The organism is Haloterrigena gelatinilytica, assembly GCF_013342145.1.
Classification (GTDB): domain Archaea; phylum Halobacteriota; class Halobacteria; order Halobacteriales; family Natrialbaceae; genus Haloterrigena; species Haloterrigena gelatinilytica.
The window spans coordinates 3,122,721-3,142,869 of sequence record NZ_JABUQZ010000001.1 but is presented as its reverse complement, the minus strand read 5'-3'; the positions used below and the strand labels follow the sequence as shown (position 1 = coordinate 3,142,869).

General features: G+C 66.0%; 15 protein-coding genes and 2 tRNA genes. 12 read left to right on the top strand and 5 right to left on the bottom strand.

Going from position 1 to position 20,149, the window contains the following annotated elements; genetic code table 11:
• Positions 1 to 128: 128 nt before the first annotated feature.
• On the bottom strand, positions 129 to 1,208 hold the full coding sequence (locus HTZ84_RS15640; protein WP_174681529.1) for an ATP-binding protein: 1,080 nt from the start codon (positions 1,206 to 1,208) through the stop codon (positions 129 to 131).
• A gap of 259 nt (positions 1,209 to 1,467) precedes the next feature.
• Here HTZ84_RS15640 and HTZ84_RS15635 point away from each other — a divergent pair, with 259 nt between their 5' ends.
• From HTZ84_RS15635 to HTZ84_RS15605, 7 genes are all read left to right on the top strand, one after another.
• Positions 1,468 to 2,772 (top strand): hypothetical protein, encoded by a 1,305-nt coding sequence (locus HTZ84_RS15635; RefSeq protein ID WP_174681528.1) that lies wholly within the window; start codon positions 1,468 to 1,470, stop codon positions 2,770 to 2,772.
• A 1-nt stretch (position 2,773) separates the two neighbouring features.
• Positions 2,774 to 4,036 (top strand): TrkA C-terminal domain-containing protein, encoded by a 1,263-nt coding sequence (locus HTZ84_RS15630; RefSeq protein WP_174681527.1) that lies wholly within the window; start codon positions 2,774 to 2,776, stop codon positions 4,034 to 4,036.
• 128 nt (positions 4,037 to 4,164) lie between these two features.
• Positions 4,165 to 5,121, top strand: a complete 957-nt coding sequence (locus HTZ84_RS15625; RefSeq protein ID WP_174681526.1) for an aminopeptidase — start codon at positions 4,165 to 4,167, stop codon at positions 5,119 to 5,121.
• Between the two features lie 129 nt (positions 5,122 to 5,250).
• The gene (locus tag HTZ84_RS15620) at positions 5,251 to 5,835 is read left to right on the top strand and encodes an LURP-one-related/scramblase family protein (protein ID WP_174681525.1); all 585 of its coding nucleotides are present in this window, start codon (positions 5,251 to 5,253) and stop codon (positions 5,833 to 5,835) included.
• A 116-nt stretch (positions 5,836 to 5,951) separates the two neighbouring features.
• Positions 5,952 to 6,605, top strand: a complete 654-nt coding sequence (locus tag HTZ84_RS15615) for an HVO_0476 family zinc finger protein (RefSeq protein WP_174681524.1) — start codon at positions 5,952 to 5,954, stop codon at positions 6,603 to 6,605.
• A 110-nt stretch (positions 6,606 to 6,715) separates the two neighbouring features.
• Positions 6,716 to 7,381: a protein-L-isoaspartate(D-aspartate) O-methyltransferase gene (locus HTZ84_RS15610; RefSeq protein WP_174681523.1), complete on the top strand. Its 666-nt coding sequence runs from the start codon at positions 6,716 to 6,718 to the stop codon at positions 7,379 to 7,381.
• A 64-nt stretch (positions 7,382 to 7,445) separates the two neighbouring features.
• Positions 7,446 to 8,195 carry a protein-L-isoaspartate O-methyltransferase family protein gene (locus HTZ84_RS15605; RefSeq protein ID WP_174681522.1) on the top strand — a complete coding sequence of 250 codons (750 nt, stop codon included), beginning with the start codon at positions 7,446 to 7,448 and terminating at the stop codon, positions 8,193 to 8,195.
• A 585-nt stretch (positions 8,196 to 8,780) separates the two neighbouring features.
• On the opposite strand, the gene HTZ84_RS15600 is transcribed toward HTZ84_RS15605, so the two are convergent.
• The 4 genes from HTZ84_RS15600 to HTZ84_RS15585 all read right to left on the bottom strand — a co-directional run bounded on the left by HTZ84_RS15600 (position 8,781) and on the right by HTZ84_RS15585 (position 12,077).
• Positions 8,781 to 10,883, bottom strand: a complete 2,103-nt coding sequence (locus tag HTZ84_RS15600) for a bacterio-opsin activator domain-containing protein (RefSeq protein ID WP_174682600.1) — start codon at positions 10,881 to 10,883, stop codon at positions 8,781 to 8,783.
• 84 nt (positions 10,884 to 10,967) lie between these two features.
• Positions 10,968 to 11,423, bottom strand: a complete 456-nt coding sequence (locus HTZ84_RS15595) for a group I intron-associated PD-(D/E)XK endonuclease (protein ID WP_174681521.1) — start codon at positions 11,421 to 11,423, stop codon at positions 10,968 to 10,970.
• Between the two features lie 224 nt (positions 11,424 to 11,647).
• A tRNA-Asp gene (locus HTZ84_RS15590) sits at positions 11,648 to 11,720 on the bottom strand.
• A gap of 284 nt (positions 11,721 to 12,004) precedes the next feature.
• Positions 12,005 to 12,077, bottom strand: a tRNA-Asp gene (locus HTZ84_RS15585).
• Between the two features lie 317 nt (positions 12,078 to 12,394).
• Here HTZ84_RS15585 and HTZ84_RS15580 point away from each other — a divergent pair.
• From HTZ84_RS15580 to rpoA2, 5 genes are read left to right on the top strand one after another with little or no spacing between them, the layout of a single operon-like run.
• A complete protein-coding gene (locus tag HTZ84_RS15580) occupies positions 12,395 to 12,622 on the top strand; it encodes a DNA-directed RNA polymerase subunit H (protein WP_126663734.1) in 228 nt (75 codons plus the stop codon).
• Positions 12,623 to 14,197: a DNA-directed RNA polymerase subunit B'' gene (locus HTZ84_RS15575; RefSeq protein ID WP_012941576.1), complete on the top strand. Its 1,575-nt coding sequence runs from the start codon at positions 12,623 to 12,625 to the stop codon at positions 14,195 to 14,197.
• A 6-nt stretch (positions 14,198 to 14,203) separates the two neighbouring features.
• Complete coding sequence (gene rpoB / locus HTZ84_RS15570; protein ID WP_174681520.1) at positions 14,204 to 16,033, top strand: DNA-directed RNA polymerase subunit B; 1,830 nt, start codon at positions 14,204 to 14,206, stop codon at positions 16,031 to 16,033.
• A gap of 3 nt (positions 16,034 to 16,036) precedes the next feature.
• A complete protein-coding gene (locus HTZ84_RS15565; RefSeq protein ID WP_174681519.1) occupies positions 16,037 to 18,961 on the top strand; it encodes a DNA-directed RNA polymerase subunit A' in 2,925 nt (974 codons plus the stop codon).
• On the top strand, positions 18,954 to 20,147 hold the full coding sequence (gene rpoA2 / locus HTZ84_RS15560; protein ID WP_174681518.1) for a DNA-directed RNA polymerase subunit A'': 1,194 nt from the start codon (positions 18,954 to 18,956) through the stop codon (positions 20,145 to 20,147). Before HTZ84_RS15565 ends, rpoA2 begins: the two co-directional genes overlap by 8 nt.
• The last annotated feature ends 2 nt before the right edge of the window (positions 20,148 to 20,149 follow it).

Below are 20,149 nucleotides of genomic sequence, written 5' to 3'. Positions count from 1 at the left end.
CACGAGGAAGGGGCCAATAGCGGAAGCTGACTCCCTAGAGCGGCAGATGTGCGGTTCAGTCAGCGCGACGGGACCGATGTCGTCGACCAGCGGCCGGTCGTCCGGGACGGAACGGCCCGAACGTCGATTCAGTCGGTGCCGGCCGTCGGAGCGGCGTCAGAGTCACTGTAATCGCTCGCCCGCGGGCTGTCGCCGCCGTGGGGCGTATCCCGCCACCGGACCTGCGCGGCGTGGACGGTCTCCGTGGCGTCGTCGATGACCACCGCTTCGCCGGGCTCCGTCGGCATCCGGTCGTCGAGCGACCCGTTCATGTACGTCGGCTGGGCGCTCTCGAGCGCCTCGAGGTCGGCCTCGGAGGTGAGCCGGTGGGAGACGAGGACGTCCGACTGGGAGATGCCGACCGGCGGGACGGCGCCGGGCCGCTGGGTCGCGGCTACGAGGCTGACTCCCGGCGCGCGGCCGCGCGTAAGAATCGTCTGAAGGGCCGGCTCGGCCACGCCCTCGAAGAACGTGTGGGCCTCGTCGAGCAACAGCCAGGGGAGCCGATCGATCGTCTCGCGGACTCGAGCCCGGTAGAGCGCCTCGCCGACGCCGCGACAGACGGCGTTCATGGCTCGGGCCTCGAGGCCGGAGACGTCGACGATCGTCATCTCCGGCCCGCCGAGGTCGGCCGCCGAGAGGCCGTCGGGATCGAAGACGTCCCACGACGCCGCGAGGTTCAGGTGGTTGATCGCGGCCCGCCTGTCCGCGTCGGGCGCGTCGGTCGCCTCGACGTGGTCGCGCATGGCGGCGATGGTCGCCGATTCGGTCGCGGCCTGCCAGACGAGGCTCCCGGCGCCGCTTTCCGGCGAGAGATCCAGCAGCGCACACCACGATTGCGGGTCGAGCGAGGTCGCGTCGACCGCCGGGGACGCGACGACCTCGGCGGGGACCGGATCGCCCTCGGCGCCGTCGGCGAGCGTGTCGAAGACGCCCATCGGATCGACGATCACGGGCGCGACGCCCCGCGATCGCGCGAGTTCCTCCGCGATGACGCCCATCGTGAACGACTTCCCGTACCCGCGCTTGCCGACGACGAGCGCGGCGTGCGGGCCGTCGAGGTCGAGAAAGAGGTCGGCCCCTTCGCTCCCGTCGAGCGCCCGGTATCGGCCGAGCCGTCCCGCGGGTCCCTCTGCCAGCTCGTCGCCGCGCCCAATTACGAAACTCATGGGAATACCATGTTCGCTATGCAAATTATAATCTCTCACTACAGTTTAAGTAGAAAGGATGGGGGAATAGCGGCATGCTCCGCAAGGAGATGCAAACTGACGGCGCTGATCGCGGATCGAGCAGTCGCTTCCGTCGGGACGCCAGGACGATCGCGGGACGGACGAGTCGGCGATCCGCCGGGAAGCGACGGGTGATATCCGGCGCCCCCTCGAGAAAGACGGGGCATCGAACCGGTACGGCGACACGAGTTGAGACGCTATGGATACGGTAGCGTACGAATCGGTGATCGGAGTCGCGTACGGTCTGTTGATCGCCGTCGTGACGGCGTCCCTCGTCGCGGCGGTCGCGCTCGGCCTCGGCTACGTCCGCCGGCGACGACTGCCGCGGGCCGCGTCGGTCCCGATCGCAATCGCGCTGGCCGGTGGAATCGGCTACGCGATCGGCGTCTTCGACGTCGACCCCCTGTCGGAGCAGGCGGTGCGGATCGCCACGGCGCTGTTCGCCGTCGGGGTGATCGCCGCCTACGCGGACAGCCTCGGCTGGCGACTCGCGACCGAACTCCCGCGGAAGACGACGCTGCCCGTCGAGCGCGGTCGGACGCTGTCCGGCGACGCGATCGACGCAGTCGACGCGATGGGGCAGGTGACGATCCGCGCGAGCGGCGACGTCCGCGCGTTCGACGGCTATCCGCCGCTCGACCCCGACCTCCGGGCGGCCCTCGAGGGCGGCGCGTGGCGGCTACCGGCGGACCTTCCGCTCGCGGCACTCGAAACCCGCCTCGAGGACCGACTCGAGACGACCTTCGATCTCGAGGCGGCCTCGGTCGCCGTCGACGGTCGGGGGCGGGCGTCGATCGCGGCGGCGCCGCCGACCAACGGCGTCGCGAAGCGGGTTCCGGACGGCTGGCGCGCCGTGTCGGTGCGGACGCTCCTCCCGACCGGGCTCGCGCCGGGCGACGACGTTCTCGCGATGACCGAGGCGACGACGGTCGCCGGGACCGTACTCGGCACCAGCGTCCGCGACGACGTCGTCGCGGACGGCGGACGCGCCGCGCCGGACGCGACCGCGACGCCCGCAGCCGACGGCGACGGTACCGGCGGAGCGACCCGGTCGTCGGCGACCGTGGCTCGCGGCGGCGAGGGACGGGTCACCGTCGCCGTGCCGACGACGGACGCGGAGGCGCTGCTCGAGGCCGAGCGGGCGCGGATCGCCGTCGTATCGGGCGAGACCACCCGCGAGTTCGACGCCGTCTCGCTGCTCGAACGCGACGGGACGGCGATCCGGAAGGTGTGGTGGTCCGAACCGATACTGGCGGTGATCGACGACGACGCGGTCGATCTCGAGGTGTTCGCGGTCCGGCGGGCGGAACGCGACGACAGCGGCGACTCCGACGCCGCCCGTCCCGACGCGGCGACGAACGAGGGGACGTGGCGGTTCGATCCCGACCCGGCCGCGATTTCGGTCGGCGCGGAGGCGATCCTCCTCGGAACCGACGGGGAGGCCCTCGAGAAACGGACGGACTCGGACGACCCCGACCGACGAGCAATCGAGGTGAGCGACTGAGATGACGGTCGCGATGCCGCTCGAGGCGCTCCCGGACGCGCTGCTCGCGGTCGAACTCCTGCAGAGCGGCGACGCGTTCGGCGGCTCGACGACGGTCGAATGGACGCGGACGGCCCTGCTCGGCATCCTCGGGTACGGACTGCTGGCGGGCGTCGGCGCGCTCGCGGTCGCGTTCGGCTATCGGGGAGCGACCGTTCGCAAACTACCGCGCGGAGCGGCCGTCCTCGCCGGGCTCGCACTCCCGTCCGGCCGGCTCCTCCTCGAGGCGATCCGCCGCGGCGAGGTCGTCGTCGATTCGCCGCTGGTCCACTACACGTCCGGCAGTTACCTCCTCGGGCTGGTGACCGCGGGCGCCCTCGCCGCGACCGCCGGCCACCGGCTCGGCGACCGGCTCGCGTGCGGCGTTTACGACGTGACGCGACTCGAGTCCGACGGGCCGGCGGCCGACCTCGTCCGGTCGGCCGGACTCGCCGTCGCGGTCGCGCTCCCCGGGTCGATCGACGACGCCGAGGGGTACCCCGCCGTCGACGACGGCGTCAAACGGGACCTCGCGGGACGGCGATTCCTGTTCCCCAACGACCTGTCGGTGCCCGAGCTTCGATCCCGACTCGAGGCGCGCCTCGAGTCCGACTTCGACATCGGCTACGTCCGCGCGGACCTCTCCGCGGACGGCGCCGTCGAGGCCGTCGCGGTCGGCGATCGCCGGCCCGGAATCAGCCCTACGCTCGGACCTGACCGGGTCGCCGTCGCCATCGCCGGCGATCCGCCCGCGCGGGCGAGCACCGGCGATCCGGTCGAGGTCTGGACCGGCGGCGCCGACGCCCGACAGTACGTCGCGACGGGGACGCTGCGAGCGAGCGCGGGATCGATCACGACGCTGCTCGTCGACGCGGACGACGCCGAGGCGTTCGATCCCGGCCGGCGGTATCGCCTCACGACGCGTCCGGAGACGCCGAGCGCCGGTCACGCGCTCGTCGCGGCGATCAGGGCCAGCGACGAGACGGTGACGGCGACCGCGGTCGAGGACGGCGGCCCGCTCGAGAACGAGTTCGCCGGCTGGGTGCCGGGCCGCGCGCTCGCGGTCGAGCGCGGCGACGAGATCGTCTCGCTGCCGGCCGACAAGGAACCGCTCGAGGCCGGCGACACGCTCCACGTCTTCGGGACGCCCGACGAACTCGCGGCGTCGCCCTCGAACGCGGACGACTCGACGGTGGAGGCGGACGCGGACGAACCGCCGGAAGCGACGCCGCAGACGGCGGACTGACGGCCGGCTCCGTCCGATCGAGGCGGTGACCGCAGCCGGGAGACGCGTTCGCTGCCGGCGATTCCGAACCGCGGGCCGGCCGGACGCCAAGGGCAATAGCTTTCGACCCCCTGAGACAATATGCGCGTATGTCCGAACTGCGCGGTGCCGCCGAGACGGCCGTGCGGCAGTGTCTGGCCCTCGAGAGCGACGAATCGTGTGCCATCGTCACAGACGACGAGCGCGAACCGATCGGGGAGGCCCTCTACGAGGTCGCCGGCGAGATCACCGACGACGCGGTCGTCGTCCGCTACCCGCCCGGCGAAACCCACGGGAGCGAACCGCCCCAACCCGTCGCGGCCGCGATGGCCGGCGCGGACGTCGTCCTCGCGCCGACGACGAAGAGTTTGAGTCACACGCGCGCCCGCACCGAAGCCAACGAGGCCGGGGCCCGCGTCGCGACGCTGCCGGGGATCACCGAGGCGGTCTTCACGACGGGACTGGACGCCGACTACGAGTCGATCGCCACCCACTGTGAGGAGGTCTTAGAGCAGGTGGCCGACGCCGACGAGATCCGCGTGACGACCCCCGCCGGCACCGACATCGCGTTCGGGATCGGTGATCGGGAGTGGCTCTCGGACACCGGGATCGTCCACGAGGCCGGTCAGATGTCGAACCTGCCCGCCGGCGAGGTGTTCGTCAGCCCCGAAACCGCCGACGGGACGTTCGTCGTCGACGGGACGATGCGGCCCCACGGCCTGCTCGAGGACGGTCAGGAACTCGCCTTCGAGGTCGAGGACGGACTGGTCACGCGGATCTCTGACGACGAGATACGGAAAACGGTGGCGGACGCTGCCGAAGAGGTCGGCGACGCCGCCTACAACCTCGCGGAACTGGGGATCGGTACGAACGTGGCCGTCACCGACCTCGTCGGCTCCGTCCTGTTGGACGAGAAGGCCGGCGGCACCGTCCACATCGCGATCGGCGACGACGCGGGGATCGGCGGCGAGACGGAGGCGCCGATCCACCTCGACGGAATCCTGCTGGAACCGACGGTGTACGCCGACGGCGAGCCGATCGACCTTCCGACCGCGACCGACGCCTGATCGCGGCGCGACTCGAGCGAGCCGAGTCTTCTACACTCTCCCCGAAATACCGCCACACTACTGGTGAAATATTCCGAGTACATGTGTGTACCTAGTGGTTTCAAGTGATGCCGGGGATAGTTCGGACCGATGCGTAACACTCGGGAGTACGATATTCAGGGGATCGAGCTCGTCGACGACCGGTATACGGTCGAGCAGGGGTTCGTTCGAAACAAGTACAAGGCGCTCGACGCCGGCGGCGACACCGTCCTCGAGGGGAAACAGAAGATGTTCAAGATGAAAGATGAGTTCCCCTTCACCGACGGCGAGGGCAACGAGGTGTTCACCGTGAACGCCGGGGGGATCATCGACGTCGCGGGTAACTACGTGCTCTCGGACGCCCAGACCGGCGAGAACCTCGTCGTGCTGGACAACGACTACTCGCTGCTACAGGATACGTGGACGATCCGCGACGCGACCACCGAGGAGAAACTGGCCGAGATCAACTCTCGGGGCGGGCTGGTGACGCTGGCCCGGAACATCGTTCCGTTCGGTGGATGGATCCCGCACAAGTACGAGATCACCGACGCGTCGGGCGCTCACGTCGGCTCGATCAGCGGCCGACTCTTCTCGCTGCGCGACCGCTACGATATCACGATCGACGACGCCAGCACCGTCCCGAAAGAGCCCATCGTCGCCGCGGCGATGGTCATCGACGCGATCCAGGGGAACTAGCTCGTTTCGGGACAGGAAGCGGGTCGAACCGAACTCGAGGCCGTCTCGATCGACTCCGGCTCTCGGCGTGACGACGGCTTCAATCGCTTTTTAGGTGCGTAGCGTCTAGAACGGTTATGAGCGAAATTCCGGATCGGGTTCCGACGCCCTGTCCTTCGTGCTCGCCGGACCTCGAGACGGTCCACGAGGTACTCACGGAAGGCGCCGGCACCCTCACGGTTCGTTGTAGCGAGTGCAGTCACGTCCACAAGATCCAGCCCGAGCGCGAGCGAGAGGTCACCCTCGACGTGGTCGTCTCCCAGGGCGGGGAGTCCTTCACCGCGAACGTGACGACCCCCGAAGACGAGACCGTCGAGGTCGGCGACGAGTTCATCCTCGAGACCGAGGAGGTCCTCTCGACGGTTCGCGTCACGAGTGTCGAACTCGACGGTCACAGGCGACGCGAGGAAGCGGCCGCCGAGGACGTCGAGACCGTCTGGACCCGCGAGGTCGACAACGTCGCGGTCAACGTCACGGTCCACCCGCAGGACGGCTCGCGCGACGACAGCCGCAGTATCACGGTCCACGTGCCCGGCGACTACGAGTTCGAGGTCGGCGAGGTCGAACAGTTCGGCGACGACGAGTTCGAGATCGACGCGTTCGTCGTCCGCGACGACGCCGCGGACTACGACCGGGATCGCTACGAGATGGAGGGCGACTCCATCCTCGCGAAGGACGCGAAGCGCATCTACGCCTACGACCAGCAGACCAGCGCCTGGTCGGCCTGGTAGGTAGAGGTAGCCGATCGATCGGACGCCGTTCGTCCGGCAGTCGACGCTCGCTCGGAGGTGCCGGCACTCGCCACCCACCGCCTATTGCTTGCGAGACGGTACGTCGGACCATGTTCCGCAACTTCGGTTCCGACGCCGAGTCCGACTCCGACGACTACGAAGCCGCACGCGAGCGCATGGTCCGGACCGTCGCGTCTCGCGTCGACGACGACCGCGTTCTCGAGGCCATGGAATCGGTCCCCCGACACGCCTTCGTCCCGCCGGACCGACGGGATCGGGCGTACGCGGACCGACCCCTCCCGATCGGGGACGGCCAGACGATCAGCGCGCCCCACATGGTCGCCGTGATGGCGGATCTGCTCGAAGTCGAACCCGGCGACGAGGTCCTCGAGATCGGCACCGGCTGCGGCTACCACGCCGCGGTCACGGCCGAACTCGTCGGCGACGAGTCGGTCGCGACCGTCGAGTACAGCGCCGACCTCGCCAACCGAGCCCGCGAGCGACTCGCCGAACTCGGGTACGACGGGGTCGACGTTCGGACGGGCGACGGTCGCGAGGGCTGGCCCGAGCACGCGCCCTACGACGCCGCGTACTTCACGTGTGCGGCCGCGTCGTTCCCCGATCCCGTCGTCGAGCAGGTGCGGCCCGGCGGCACGCTCCTCGCGCCGATCGGGTCCGGGTTCCAGACCCTCGTCGAGGCGACGAAACGAGAGGACGGCAGTCTCGAGCGCACCGAGCACGGCGGGGTCCGATTCGTGGAAATGCGCGGACGGTAACGACGGATCGACCGCCGGGCGGCGCAAGCGCGCCATTGATAACGACCCGAGCGATACCTCGAGTATGGACCCTGCGGTACTGCGCGAGGATATGGTCGACGGCCTCGAGTCCGCCGCCAAGGACGTCCTCCACGACGAGGTCGTCGCCGTCGCGATGCGGGACGTCCCCCGCCACGAATTCCTCGAGGACGACCGGTCGGCCTACGCCGACCGGGAACACGAGGTGTTGGGGACGCGCGTCCTCGCTCCGAGCACGGCCGCCCGATTGCTGCAAGCGCTGGCCCTCGAGGACGATCACGAAGTGCTGATCGTCGGCGCCGGGGTCGGCTACACGGCCGCCGTCGTGGCCGAAGTCGTCGGCGAGACCAACGTCCACGCGGTCGATATCTCCCGACCGCTGGTCGTCGAAGCCCGCCAGAACCTCGCTCGGGCGGGCTACGACGGCGTCCTCGTCGACCGCCGCGACGGCGCCGACGGCCTCCCGGAGTACGCGCCGTTCGATCGCGTGCTCCTCGAAGCCGCCGCCGTCGAACCGCCGCGAGCCCTGCTCGAGCAGCTGACCGACGACGGCCGACTGGTGTTCCCGCGGGGAACCCAGCGGCAGCGACTCGAGGCGGTCTCCGCCGACGGCGGCCGCTCGCAGTTCGATCCCGTCTCGCTTGCGCCGCTGTTGGTCGAGGGCGAACAGTCGGGCGCCGTCGAACGAAACCGGACGGCCCGCGAAGATCGGGAACACGCCGTTCGCCGCGCCGAATCCCGGCGCGGCTGGGAACAAGACTGGATCGAGTGGGAGGAGTCGATCGGCTCGCAGTGAGGTCGCCGGTCCGACCGTACAGCCGCCGCTTCCGACGTCGTTCCGGGGAAAAGTGGGGGGTGGGGGGGATTGGGGGTGGCGATAGAGTATCGCAGATCGCCATCAATTCGTACGCGCTGCGGGGGATTAAATATACTTACTATGTAATTAGTGCGATAATGATCCTTTCATCTAATTACTTAGATTCCGGAGGCGGGTCGCCGAGACGCATCCGTCGGAGCGATCCTCGAGTCCGACGCGATCGATGACTATCGAGGCGCGTAGCGATCGATTTCCCTCACTCACGGCGGCCGGCGTCCGTCTCGCGTCGAGAACTGTCCGCGCTCGGCCGGACTCAGTTCGAACGCGGGGCTCACGAGAACAGTCAATCGATCCGTACAACGGGGACTGATCGACGATGCCGCTGGTCGAGCGCCGACAGCGAACTGCGCTGATGGCTCTCGGACGGTAGGTCAGGGGGGAAAGTTGGGGGTGGGGGGATTGGGGGTGGCGATAGACTATCGCAGATCGCCATTTACCCGTATGTACCGGGAGGTGGTAAGTATAGCTTCTAATCTATTAGAGGTCCTCAGAACCAGATGCTAATTAATTAGACTGGCCGTCGAACGCCAGCGTGACGAGCTTTCGCTCGGCCGCTCGCAGGTGATAATGGTACGTTGGCGGCGTGACGTCGAGGGCGTCGGCGAGCTCCTCGCCGGTGCTCTCTCGGGGCCACTCGAAGAAGCCGCTGTAGTGGGCCGCCTGTAACGCTTCGAACTGCTTGTCGGTGAGCCGCTCCTCGAGGTGCGTGTCGAGCTGTCGGGCCGACCGCGTGCTCGTCGTCTCGCGTCGCGCCTCGAGTTCCGTCTCGGGATACCCCTCCCTGATCGCCTCGACCAGCGACCGGGTTTCGACCCGCTGGGGGACCTCGAGGACGAGCGTCGTCGACCCGTTCTGCGCGGTCGCGGTCCGCAACTGGACGTCGAAGGTCCGCAGGATCTCCAAGATCGGCGACGAGGTGACCGTCACCTCGAAGAGGATCTCGTCGTCGCCTTCCGAGACGATCGAGATCGTCTCGAGCGACGCCCATTCCTCGAGCGGCGTGATATCGGCGGTTTCAGGCGTGCTGACAAACATGACGACGTCGTCGTCCCGTTCGATGATCCCCTCGATGGTCACCGCCCCCTCGACGTGCTCGGTGAATCGGTTCAAGAGCAGTCGCGAATCGTGAACGGCGAGTTCGAGCTCGAGTCGGCTGTCCGTCAGCATGGCTCGCGTCCGCTCGACCGATCGAATCGCGTGGCCGATCGTCTCGCCGAGTTCGCCGAGCACCTCCAGTTCGCTGTCGCCGACCGAGTCGACCCCCGCCACGTGGACGAGCAAGACGCCGTAGTGGCGTTCGGTATCGGTCAGCGGGACCGCCAGTATCGTCTGATAGCCGTAGGTCAACGCCTCCTTTCGGCGCCGATCCCAGCCGTCGGTCTCGAGGACGTTCCGCACGATCTGCACGCGGCCGGTTTCGAGGGTCTCCGCAACCAGGGAGAGTTCGGGCGCGCACTCACCGTCGTCGCGAACGCGGTCGATAAAGGCCGCGTCGATGCCGGCCCAGGCCGTCGGCTCGGACGGCTCGTCGTCGCTCGAGGCGATCCAGGCGAAGCAGTATCGCTCGGTGTCGGCCAACCGCTCGCACACCGTCGTCTCGATTTCGGTCCGCGTCGAGGCCTGGGCCACGCCGTGATTGATCTCCCGGACGATCTCGTTGGTGTGGTTGAGCCGCGTCAGCTCCTCGTTTTGCTGGGTGAGCGTCCGATCGTGGTCCCGGAGCAGTTGCTCGCGCTCGGCCCGATCGAGCGCCGCCTCGGTGTTGGCCGCCAGAATGTGCAGCAGTTCCGTCATCGTCTCGTCGAAGCCGTCGACGTCCTCGGTGCCCGCGACCAACACGCCGTGGGTCCCGAGCGGGACGATCAGCTCGCTCCGGCTCAGCGTCTTGGTGTCGGCGTCCCGCGTCACGTCCTCGTAGTAGGCGCTCTCCCCCTCCGAGAACACCTCCCAGACGTGGCCCTCGCCCTGCTCGAACTGCATCTCCGGATCGACGAGTTCCCGCGACTCTCGCATCGACGCCGCGTGCGCTAAGATCCCGTCCGTCGGCTCGAACGTGTACGCCGCGGCGACGGGCACGTCGAGGATCTCGCCCGCCGTATCGACCGCCGACTGGTAGATCTCCCGTTTCGTGCCCGCACGCATCAGATCCCGCGTCGTCTCGTGTAACGTCGTCAGCGTCCGCTCGTACCGTCGCTCGCTCTCCCGCAGTTCCGTTTCGGTCCGATACTGGGAGACCGCGTTCGTGATCTGGTTCGCCAACAGCGCGTACTGCTCCTTGCCGGACTCCTTCTGCAGGTACTGGGTCACGCCCGCCGCGATCGCCTCGCTGGCGATCTCCTCGGAGCCCCGCCCCGTAAACAGAATGAACGGCAGATCCGGATCGTCCTCGCGAACTCGCTCCAACAGCTCCAACCCCGTCATCCGGGGCATCTCGTAATCGCTGACGATGCAATCGATCTCTCGCTGCTCGAGGACCTCCAGCGCCGCCGTCGCGTCCGTCGCCGCCTCGGCGACGATCGCATCGCGTTCGCGCTCGAGCATCTCGCCGGCGAGATCGGCGAACCCCGGTTCGTTGTCGACGATGAGAACGGTGATCGGTTTCGTCATTGGGTACCAGTAGCGCAAGTCGCTGCAGTCCACTGAGGGATGTCCGAGTGGGTACTAAATAATTAGGTTCTTCCGTGGCGAACGCTAGTCGTCGCTACGGCTGGTAGCGTTCTCCGATCTCGACCGTTCGGGGATCGTTCCGTCGAACTCGTACGTCTCCGCCCAGTTTATCGAGGGATGGTCGATTTCTGCCGCGAATCGAAGTTCCATCTTCTGTTCGGTTGCATCGGCTACATCAATCCAATAGAACTGTTCGTTTCCCGGATAATAGACCAGAAACGCATCGATATCGTTCCGATACGGCTGTTCGTGGTACGTTCCATTTTTTGTCGTTTGGGAGTGGGTATTGAACCGTATCGTCCGGTCCTTGTTAGACCACGCCGTTTTGCACTGAAGACGATAGAGTGTCTCCCCGTCGTCGACGACGAGATCGTATCTATCGTTATCCCCGAACGGAATCGAGACGCTGTATCCGTAGGCGACTAACATCGAGAGTGCCCTCGACTCAGTCGTATCGCCGATCTCCTTCGAGTTGCGCACACGGCACGTGGTTCCGTTATCGAATAAAAACTCAGCTGATCGATAGTCTACGCTGTCTCGAGATTTATTACGGAAGAAGACGCCCGGAGCGGGATTTGAACCACCTGAACTCGCTCACGTTGGTTCGCTCGTTCCGTAGTTCAAATCCCTTATTTCCGTCTTCCGCTCATTAGTGACAAGTATACGCTATGCAATGCTCGTCGGTTGTTATTCGCGGAAGAAGACGCCCGGAGCGGGATTTGAACCCGCGTCACAACCGTGACAGGGTTGTATGATGGGCCACTACACCATCCGGGCTTCCAACGCAACTCATCGTTTCCCCGTGACGGTATTAAGGGTTGTGTTCTGGATATTATTCAATTACCTTATCATTGGCCGACGGTCGTTTGGTGTACAGCGCTCTTAGCGACTTCTCGTATCCGAATGAGCTGAATCGAGATCGTAGACTGTCGAGAACAGATGCTATTGCGCCATCGATATTTGATCTACGCACACTGCCTGACCCGTTCGCTCCAGAACGGCCTGTTGGCTGACGAGCATACGCTACGCGGTGCTCGTCGATTGTTGTTCGCGGAAGAAGACGCCCGGAGCGGGATTTGAACCCGCGTCACAACCGTGACAGGGTTGTATGATGGGCCACTACACCATCCGGGCTTCCAACGCAACTCATCCTTTCCCGGAGATAGTATTAAGGCTTTCCAATCGATCACCGTGTGGTACGGCGAATCGAAACATGGAGACCGCCTCGAGCCCCCGCTGTGATACACCACCACACGCTCCACAAGGAATTTAACTGATACCGGGGTACTATCGCACGTGATCGGTGCCTCCGGTCAGGGCCGCTCCGGTCGGGTAGCCGCGCTACCCGCTCGAGTTAGTAACCGTTAAATGCGTCCCGGCGGTATTCTGCTGTAGTATCTCGTGACAGCCGCTTCTCTCCCGATAGCCGACACGCACACCAACCCCAACACATGGTAGACGTAAGCCAACACGAACTCGTTCCGGAGCACACCGTACTCGACGAGGACGCGCTCGACGAGGTCCTCGAGGAGTACGACATCGACCGCACAGACCTGCCGAAAATCAAGCGCAGCGATCCCGCCCTCCCGGACGAGGCGGAGATCGGCGACGTTATCAAGATCGTTCGGAACTCACGGACAGCCGACCAGGCAGTCGTATACCGACTCGTGGTGGAATAAATGTCAATGGAACTCAATCGCGAGAAACGGCGAGAGATCTCGCGCGAATACTTCGCGAAGGAACGGATCGCCGAACACCACTACCGATCGTTCAACGCCTTCCTCAACCGCGGAATGCAGGAAGTCGTCGACGAGAAGGAGACGATCGACACGGACATCGGCGACAAGGAAGGGGAGGAACCCGTTCACGTCAAACTCGGCGACGTCCGCGTCGTGACGCCCCGCGTCAGGGAGGCAGACGGCTCGGAAGAGTTGCTCTATCCGCAGGAAGCTCGGCTGCGTAACATTACGTACTCCGCGCCGGTCTTCATGGAGATGTCTATCGTCAAGGGCGAGGAGGGCGACCAGCGGGTCGTCGACTCCACCGAGACGAAGATCGGTCGGATGCCGATCATGGTCGGCTCCGACAAGTGTAACATCGCCGGCTTCTCCGACGAGGAGCTCGTCGAAATCGGCGAAGACCCCGCCGACCCGGGCGGCTACTTCATCGTCAACGGCTCCGAGCGAGTCCTGATGACCAGCGAGGACCTCGCGCCCAACAAGATCCTCGCCGAGTACGACACCAAGTACGGCGACGAGATCCAGGTCGCCAAGACCTTCTCCCAGCGCCGTGGCTACCGCGCGCTCGTTCTCTGCGAACGGAACCGCGAGGGGCTGCTCGAGGTTTCGTTCCCGTCGGTATCGGGCTCGATCAACTTCGTCACGCTCGTCCGCGCGCTGGGGCTGGAGAGCGACGAGGAGATCGTCCACAAGGTCTCGAACGACCCCGAGGTCGTCAAGTACATGCTCGAGAACCTCGAGGCCGCCGAGGTCCAGAGCGAGGAGGAGGCCATCGAGGAACTCGGGAAGCGCGTCGCCTCCGGGCAGGGGAAAAACTACCAGCTCAAGCGCGCGAATTACGTCATCGACCGCTACCTGCTGCCCCACCTCCACGAGGACGGCGTCGAGGAGGAGGACGTCCGGATCAACAAGGCCCACTACCTCTGCCGGATGGCCGAGGCCTGCTTCGAACTCGCGCTGGGTCGGCGCGACTCGGACGACAAGGACCACTACGCGAACAAGCGGCTGAAGGTCAGCGGCGATCTGATGAAGGACCTGTTCCGGACCGCGCTGAACAAGCTGGCCCGGGACGTGAAGTACCAACTCGAGCGCGCCAACATGCGAAACCGGAACCTCTCGGTCTCGACGGTCGTCCGTTCGGACGTCCTGACCGAGCGCCTGGAGCACCCGATCGCGACGGGCAACTGGGTCGGCGGCCGCTCCGGCGTCTCGCAGCTGGTCGACCGAACCGACTTCATGGGCGTTCTGTCGCACCTGCGCCGCCTTCGGAGCCCGCTTTCGCGCTCGCAGCCGCACTTCGAGGCGCGGGACTTACACGCGACCCAGTGGGGTCGCATCGGCCCCTCGGAGACGCCCGAGGGACCGAACTGCGGACTGGTGAAGAACTTCGCGCAGTCGATGGAGCTCTCCCAGAACGTCGAGGACGAACAGGAACTCAAACGCGAACTGGCATCGATGGGCGTCGAGGGGATTCCCGGCCTCGAGGGCATCGAACGATCGACCGCAGACGACTGATCAATCATGAGCAGCCAACAACGAGACGCGAAAGTATACGTCAACGGGTCGCTGGTGGGGACCCATCCCGATCCGCACGAGCTGGCCGAACAGATCCGCGAAGCGCGACGCATCGGCGACGTTTCCGAGATGGTCAACGTCTCGGTGAAAGAGCGCACTCGCGAAGTGATCGTCAACGCCGACGCCGGCCGCGCGCGACGACCCCTGCTGGTCGTCGAGGACGGCGAACCGCGCATCTCCGACCAGGAGATCGAGGCGCTGCAGGACGGCGACCTCGAGTTCGACGATCTCGTCGAGCACGGCTACGTCGAGTTCATCGACGCCGAGGAGGAAGAGGACATCCTCGTGGCCGTCGACGAGGAGCACCTCACCGAGAAACACACCCACCTCGAGATCGACCCGTCGCTGATCTTCTCGATCGGTGCGGGGATGATCCCCTACCCCGAGCACAACGCCTCGCCGCGTATTACGATGGGGGCGGGGATGATCAAGCAGTCGCTGGGGCTCCCGTCGGCCAATTACCGGATCCGGCCGGACACGCGCCAGCACCTGCTGCACTACCCCCAGCTCTCGATGGTCAAGACCCAGACCACCGAACAGATCGGCTACGACGAGCGCCCCGCGGCGCAGAACTTCGTCGTCGCCGTGATGAGCTACGAGGGGTTCAACATCGAGGACGCGCTGGTCATGAACAAGGCCAGCGTCGAGCGCGCGCTCGCCCGATCGCACTTCTTCCGGACCTACGAGGGCGAGGAACGTCGCTACCCCGGCGGCCAGGAGGACCGCTTCGAGATCCCCTCCCAGGACGTCCGCGGCGCCCGCGGCGAGGACGCGTACAACCACTTGGACGAGGACGGTCTCGTGAACCCCGAGACGGAGGTCGACGAAAACTCCGTTCTCCTCGGGAAGACGAGCCCGCCGCGATTCCTCGAGGAACCCGACGACATGGGCGGTCTCTCGCCCCAGAAGCGCCGTGAGACCTCTGTGACGATGCGCTCGGGCGAATCGGGCGTCGTCGACACCGTCACCCTCATGGAGGGCGAGGACGGCTCGAAGCTCTCGAAGGTCTCCGTGCGCGACGAACGGATCCCCGAACTCGGGGACAAGTTCGCCAGCCGGCACGGCCAGAAGGGTGTCGTGGGCCACCTCGCACCCCAGGAGGACATGCCCTTCACCGAGGAGGGCGTCGTCCCCGACCTCGTCCTGAATCCCCACGCGCTGCCGTCGCGGATGACCGTCGGACACATCCTCGAGATGATCGGCGGCAAACTCGGCTCGATGGAGGGCCGCCGCGTCGACGGGACGCCGTTCCTCGGCGAGGACGAGGACGAACTCCGCGAGGGCCTCGAGGACGCCGGCTTCGATTCGGCCGGCAAGGAGACCATGTACTCCGGGGTCACCGGCGAAAAGATCGAGGCCGAGATCTTCGTCGGCGTGATTTTCTACCAGAAGCTCTACCACATGGTCTCGAACAAGCTGCACGCCCGCTCGCGCGGGCCGGTGCAGGTGCTGACCCGCCAGCCGACGGAGGGACGCGCCCGCGAGGGCGGGCTCCGTATCGGGGAGATGGAACGCGACGTGTTCATCGGCCACGGGGCCGCGATGACGCTGAAAGAACGACTGCTGGACGAGTCCGACCGCGAGTTCATCCACATCTGTGCGAACTGCGGGATGAGCGCGGTCGAGAACGTCGAACAACGGCGCGTCTACTGTCCGAACTGCGACGAGGAAACCGATATCCACGAGATCGAGATGAGCTACGCGTTCAAGCTCCTGCTCGACGAGATGAAAGCGCTGGGTATCGCACCGCGACTCGAACTGGAAGACGCCGTCTAAACAATGCAAAACAGTACACCCAAAGACATCGGACAACTCTCCTTCGGGCTCATGCAGCCCGAGGAGTATCGGGAGATGAGCGCGACGAAGATCATCACCGCCGACACCTACGACGACGACGGGTTCCCCATCGACATGGGGCTGATGGACCCCCGACTCGGCGTCATCGACCCCGGCCTCGAGTGCAAGACCTGCGGCAAACACTCGGGATCGTGTAACGGCCACTTCGGACACATCGAACTGGCCGCGCCGGTCATCCACGTCGGCTTCACGAAGCTCATCCGCCGGCTCCTGCGGGGGACCTGTCGGGAGTGTTCGAAGCTCCTGCTCACCGAGGACGAGCGCGACGAGTTCCGCGAGGATATCACGGAGTCGCGCAAGCTCGGCCGAGACCTAAACGACGTCACCAAGGCCGCGATCCGGCAGGCTCGCAAGAAGGATCGCTGTCCGTTCTGTGGCGAAATTCAGTACGACATCGACCACGAGAAGCCGACCACCTACTACGAGGTCCAGCAGGTCCTGACCAGCGAGTACTCCCAGGAGATCGCGGCCGCGATGCAGGGAGAGGGCGAGGACGCGGAGCGGATGTCGCCCGACGAACTCGCCGAGCAGACCGATATCGACCTCACCCGGATCAACGAGATCCTATCCGGCTCGTTCCGTCCTCGCGAGAGCCAGCGCAAGGCCATCGAGAAGGCCCTGGACATCGACCTCACCGAGGAGGACACGAACAAGCTGATGCCAAGCGACATCCGGGACTGGTTCGAGAACATCCCGGACGAGGACATCAAGGTACTCGGGATCGATCCCGCGAAGTCCCGACCGGAGTGGATGATCCTGACGGTGCTGCCCGTTCCGCCGGTCACCGCGCGGCCGTCGATCACGCTCGACAACGGCCAGCGCTCCGAGGACGACCTGACCCACAAGCTGGTCGACATCATCCGGATCAACCAGCGGTTCATGGAGAACCGCGAGGCCGGCGCGCCCCAGCTGATCATCGAGGACCTCTGGGAGCTGCTCCAGTACCACGTCACCACCTTCATGGACAACGAGATTTCGGGCACGCCGCCGGCCCGCCACCGCTCCGGCCGGCCGCTCAAGACTCTCTCCCAGCGCCTGAAGGGCAAGGAGGGTCGCTTCCGCGGCTCCCTGTCCGGGAAGCGCGTGAACTTCTCGGCTCGTACCGTCATCTCGCCTGACCCGACCCTGAGCCTGAACGAGGTCGGCGTTCCGGACCGGGTCGCCAAGGAGATGACCCAGACGATGAACGTCACCGAGCGGAACCTCGATGAGGCCCGCCGGTTCGTCTCGAACGGCCCCGAAGGCCACCCCGGCGCGAACTACGTCCGCCGACCGGACGGCCGCCGGCTGAAGGTGACCGAGAAGAACTGCGAGCAGCTCGCCGAGAAGGTCGAGGCCGGCTGGGAGGTCAACCGCCACCTCATCGACGGCGACATCGTCATCTTCAACCGCCAGCCGTCGCTCCACCGGATGTCGATCATGGCCCACGAGGTCGTGGTCATGCCGTACAAGACCTTCCGGCTGAACACCGTCGTCTGTCCCCCGTACAACGCCGACTTCGACGGCGACGAGATGAACATGCACGCCCTCCAGAACGAGGAGGCCCGCGCCGAGGCTCGCGTGCTCATGCGCGTGCAGGAACAGATCCTCTCGCCGCGCTTCGGCGAGAACATCATCGGCGCCATTCAGGACCACATCTCCGGGATGTACCTGCTGACCGCCGACAACCCTCGATTCAACGAGACGCAGGCGCTGGACCTGCTGCGTGCGACCCGGATCGACGAACTGCCCGAACCCAGCGGCATCGACGACGAGGGCGAGCCGTTCTGGACCGGCTACGACGTCTTCTCCGAACTGCTGCCCGACGATCTGGACCTCGAGTTCACGGGCACCGTCGGCGAACCGGTCGTCATCGAGGACGGCCAGCTGATCGAGGGTACCATCGCCGAGGACGAGGTCGGCGAGTTCGGCGGCGAGATCGTCGACACGATCACGAAGGTCTACGGCAACACCCGCGCCCGGATCTTCATCAACGAGGTCTCGACGCTGGCGATGCGCGCGATCATGCACTTCGGGTTCTCGATCGGGATCGACGACGAAACGATCCCGGAGGAGGCCCAGTCCCGCATCGACGAGACCATCGAGGACGCCAACGACCGCGTCGAGGAGCTCATCGAGGCCTACGAGAACAACGAACTCGAGAGTCTCCCCGGCCGGACGATCGACGAGACCCTCGAGATGAAGATCATGCAGACGCTCTCGCGTGCGCGTGACAACGCGGGGAACATCGCAGACGAGCACTTCGACGATGAGAACCCCGCCGTCGTCATGGCCAACTCCGGTGCGCGTGGGTCGATGCTCAACCTGACCCAGATGGCCGGCGCCGTCGGTCAGCAGGCGGTTCGGGGCGAACGCATCAACCGCGGCTACGAGGATCGGACCCTCAGCCACTACGAGCAAAACGACCTCTCGGCGGAGGCCCACGGCTTCGTCGAGAACTCCTACACCAGCGGCCTGACCCCGCGTGAGTTCTTCTTCCACGCGATGGGCGGCCGCGAGGGCCTGGTCGACACCGCAGTCCGAACCTCGAAGTCCGGTTACCTGCAGCGCCGGCTGATCAACGCCCTCCACGAGCTGGAAACCCAGTACGACGGCACCGTCCGGGACTCCAGCGACACCATCATCCAGTTCGAGTTCGGCGAGGACGGCACCAGTCCGGTGAAGGTATCGTCGGGCGACGACAACGACATCGACGTCGCCCAGATCGCCGACCGCGTCCTCGACACCGAGTTCGAGTCCGAGGCGGCCAAAAACGAGTTCCTCAGCACGAGCTCCGAGCTGACGAACCTCTCGGAGCACGCGGACAATCGCCTGGTCGAGGGCTCGGAGGTGACCTCCGATGACTAACGTCGACTACGACGTCACCGACGACATGATCGCGGTCGTCGAGGACACCGACCTCCCCCGCCGGCTCAAGGACGAGGTCTACGAGACCCTCGAGGACCGCGGCGACGCCACCGTCCAGGACGCCGACGAGCTCGCGAGGGCCGTCGAGTCCCGCTACCTCGACACCCGCGTCGATCCGCTCGACCCCGTCGGGACCGTCTCGGCCCAGTCGATCGGAGAGCCCGGGACGCAGCTGACGATGAACACGTTCCACTACGCGGGAGTCGCGGAGATCGACGTGACCCAGGGGCTGCCGCGGCTGATCGAGCTGGTCGACGCCCGGAAGACCCCGGACACGCCGATGATGACCGTCTACTTAGAGGACGAGTACGCCGCCGAACGCGAGAAGGCCCACGAGGTCGTCTGGAACATCGAGGCCACCAAGATCCTCGCGCTCGGTGACGTCTCGACCAACGTCGCGGACATGCGCGTCCAGATCTCGCTCAACGAGGACACGCTCCGCGAGCGGATGATCACGCCCGAAGAAGTCGCCGAAATCATCGAGGACAACCTCGGCGTGAGCACGGTCCAACAGGGGACCGAGATCCAGTTCGGCCCCGAGGAGCCGTCCTACCGGGATCTGCTCCAGCTGGTCGAGGAACTGCGCGATATCACGTTCAAGGGGATCGAAGAGATCTCCCGCGTCGTCATTCGCCGCGAGGAACTCGAGGAGGGCGAGCAGTTCGTCCTCTACACCGAGGGATCCGCCTTCGGCGACGTCCTGGAGATCGAGGGCGTCGACGCCTCGCGAACGACGTGTAACAACATCCACGAGATCCACCGCAACCTCGGCATCGAGGCCGCCCGCGAAGCGATCATCGAGGAGACGAACAACACGCTCGCCGAGCAGGGGCTCGACGACGTGAACGTCCGGCACCTCATGCTGGTCGCGGACATGATGACCAACCGCGGCGAGATCGAGTCGATCGGCCGCCACGGTATCTCGGGATCGAAGGAATCCGTGCTCGCCCGCGCGGCTTTCGAGGTCACGGTCAACCACCTGCTCAACGCCGCGATCCACGGCGAAACCGACGAACTCGACGGCGTCACGGAGAACGTCATCGTCGGGAAACCGATCAAGCTCGGCACCGGCGACGTCGACCTCCGGATGGGGTCGACGAAATCCAGCGGCAGTCAGGCCGACTGATC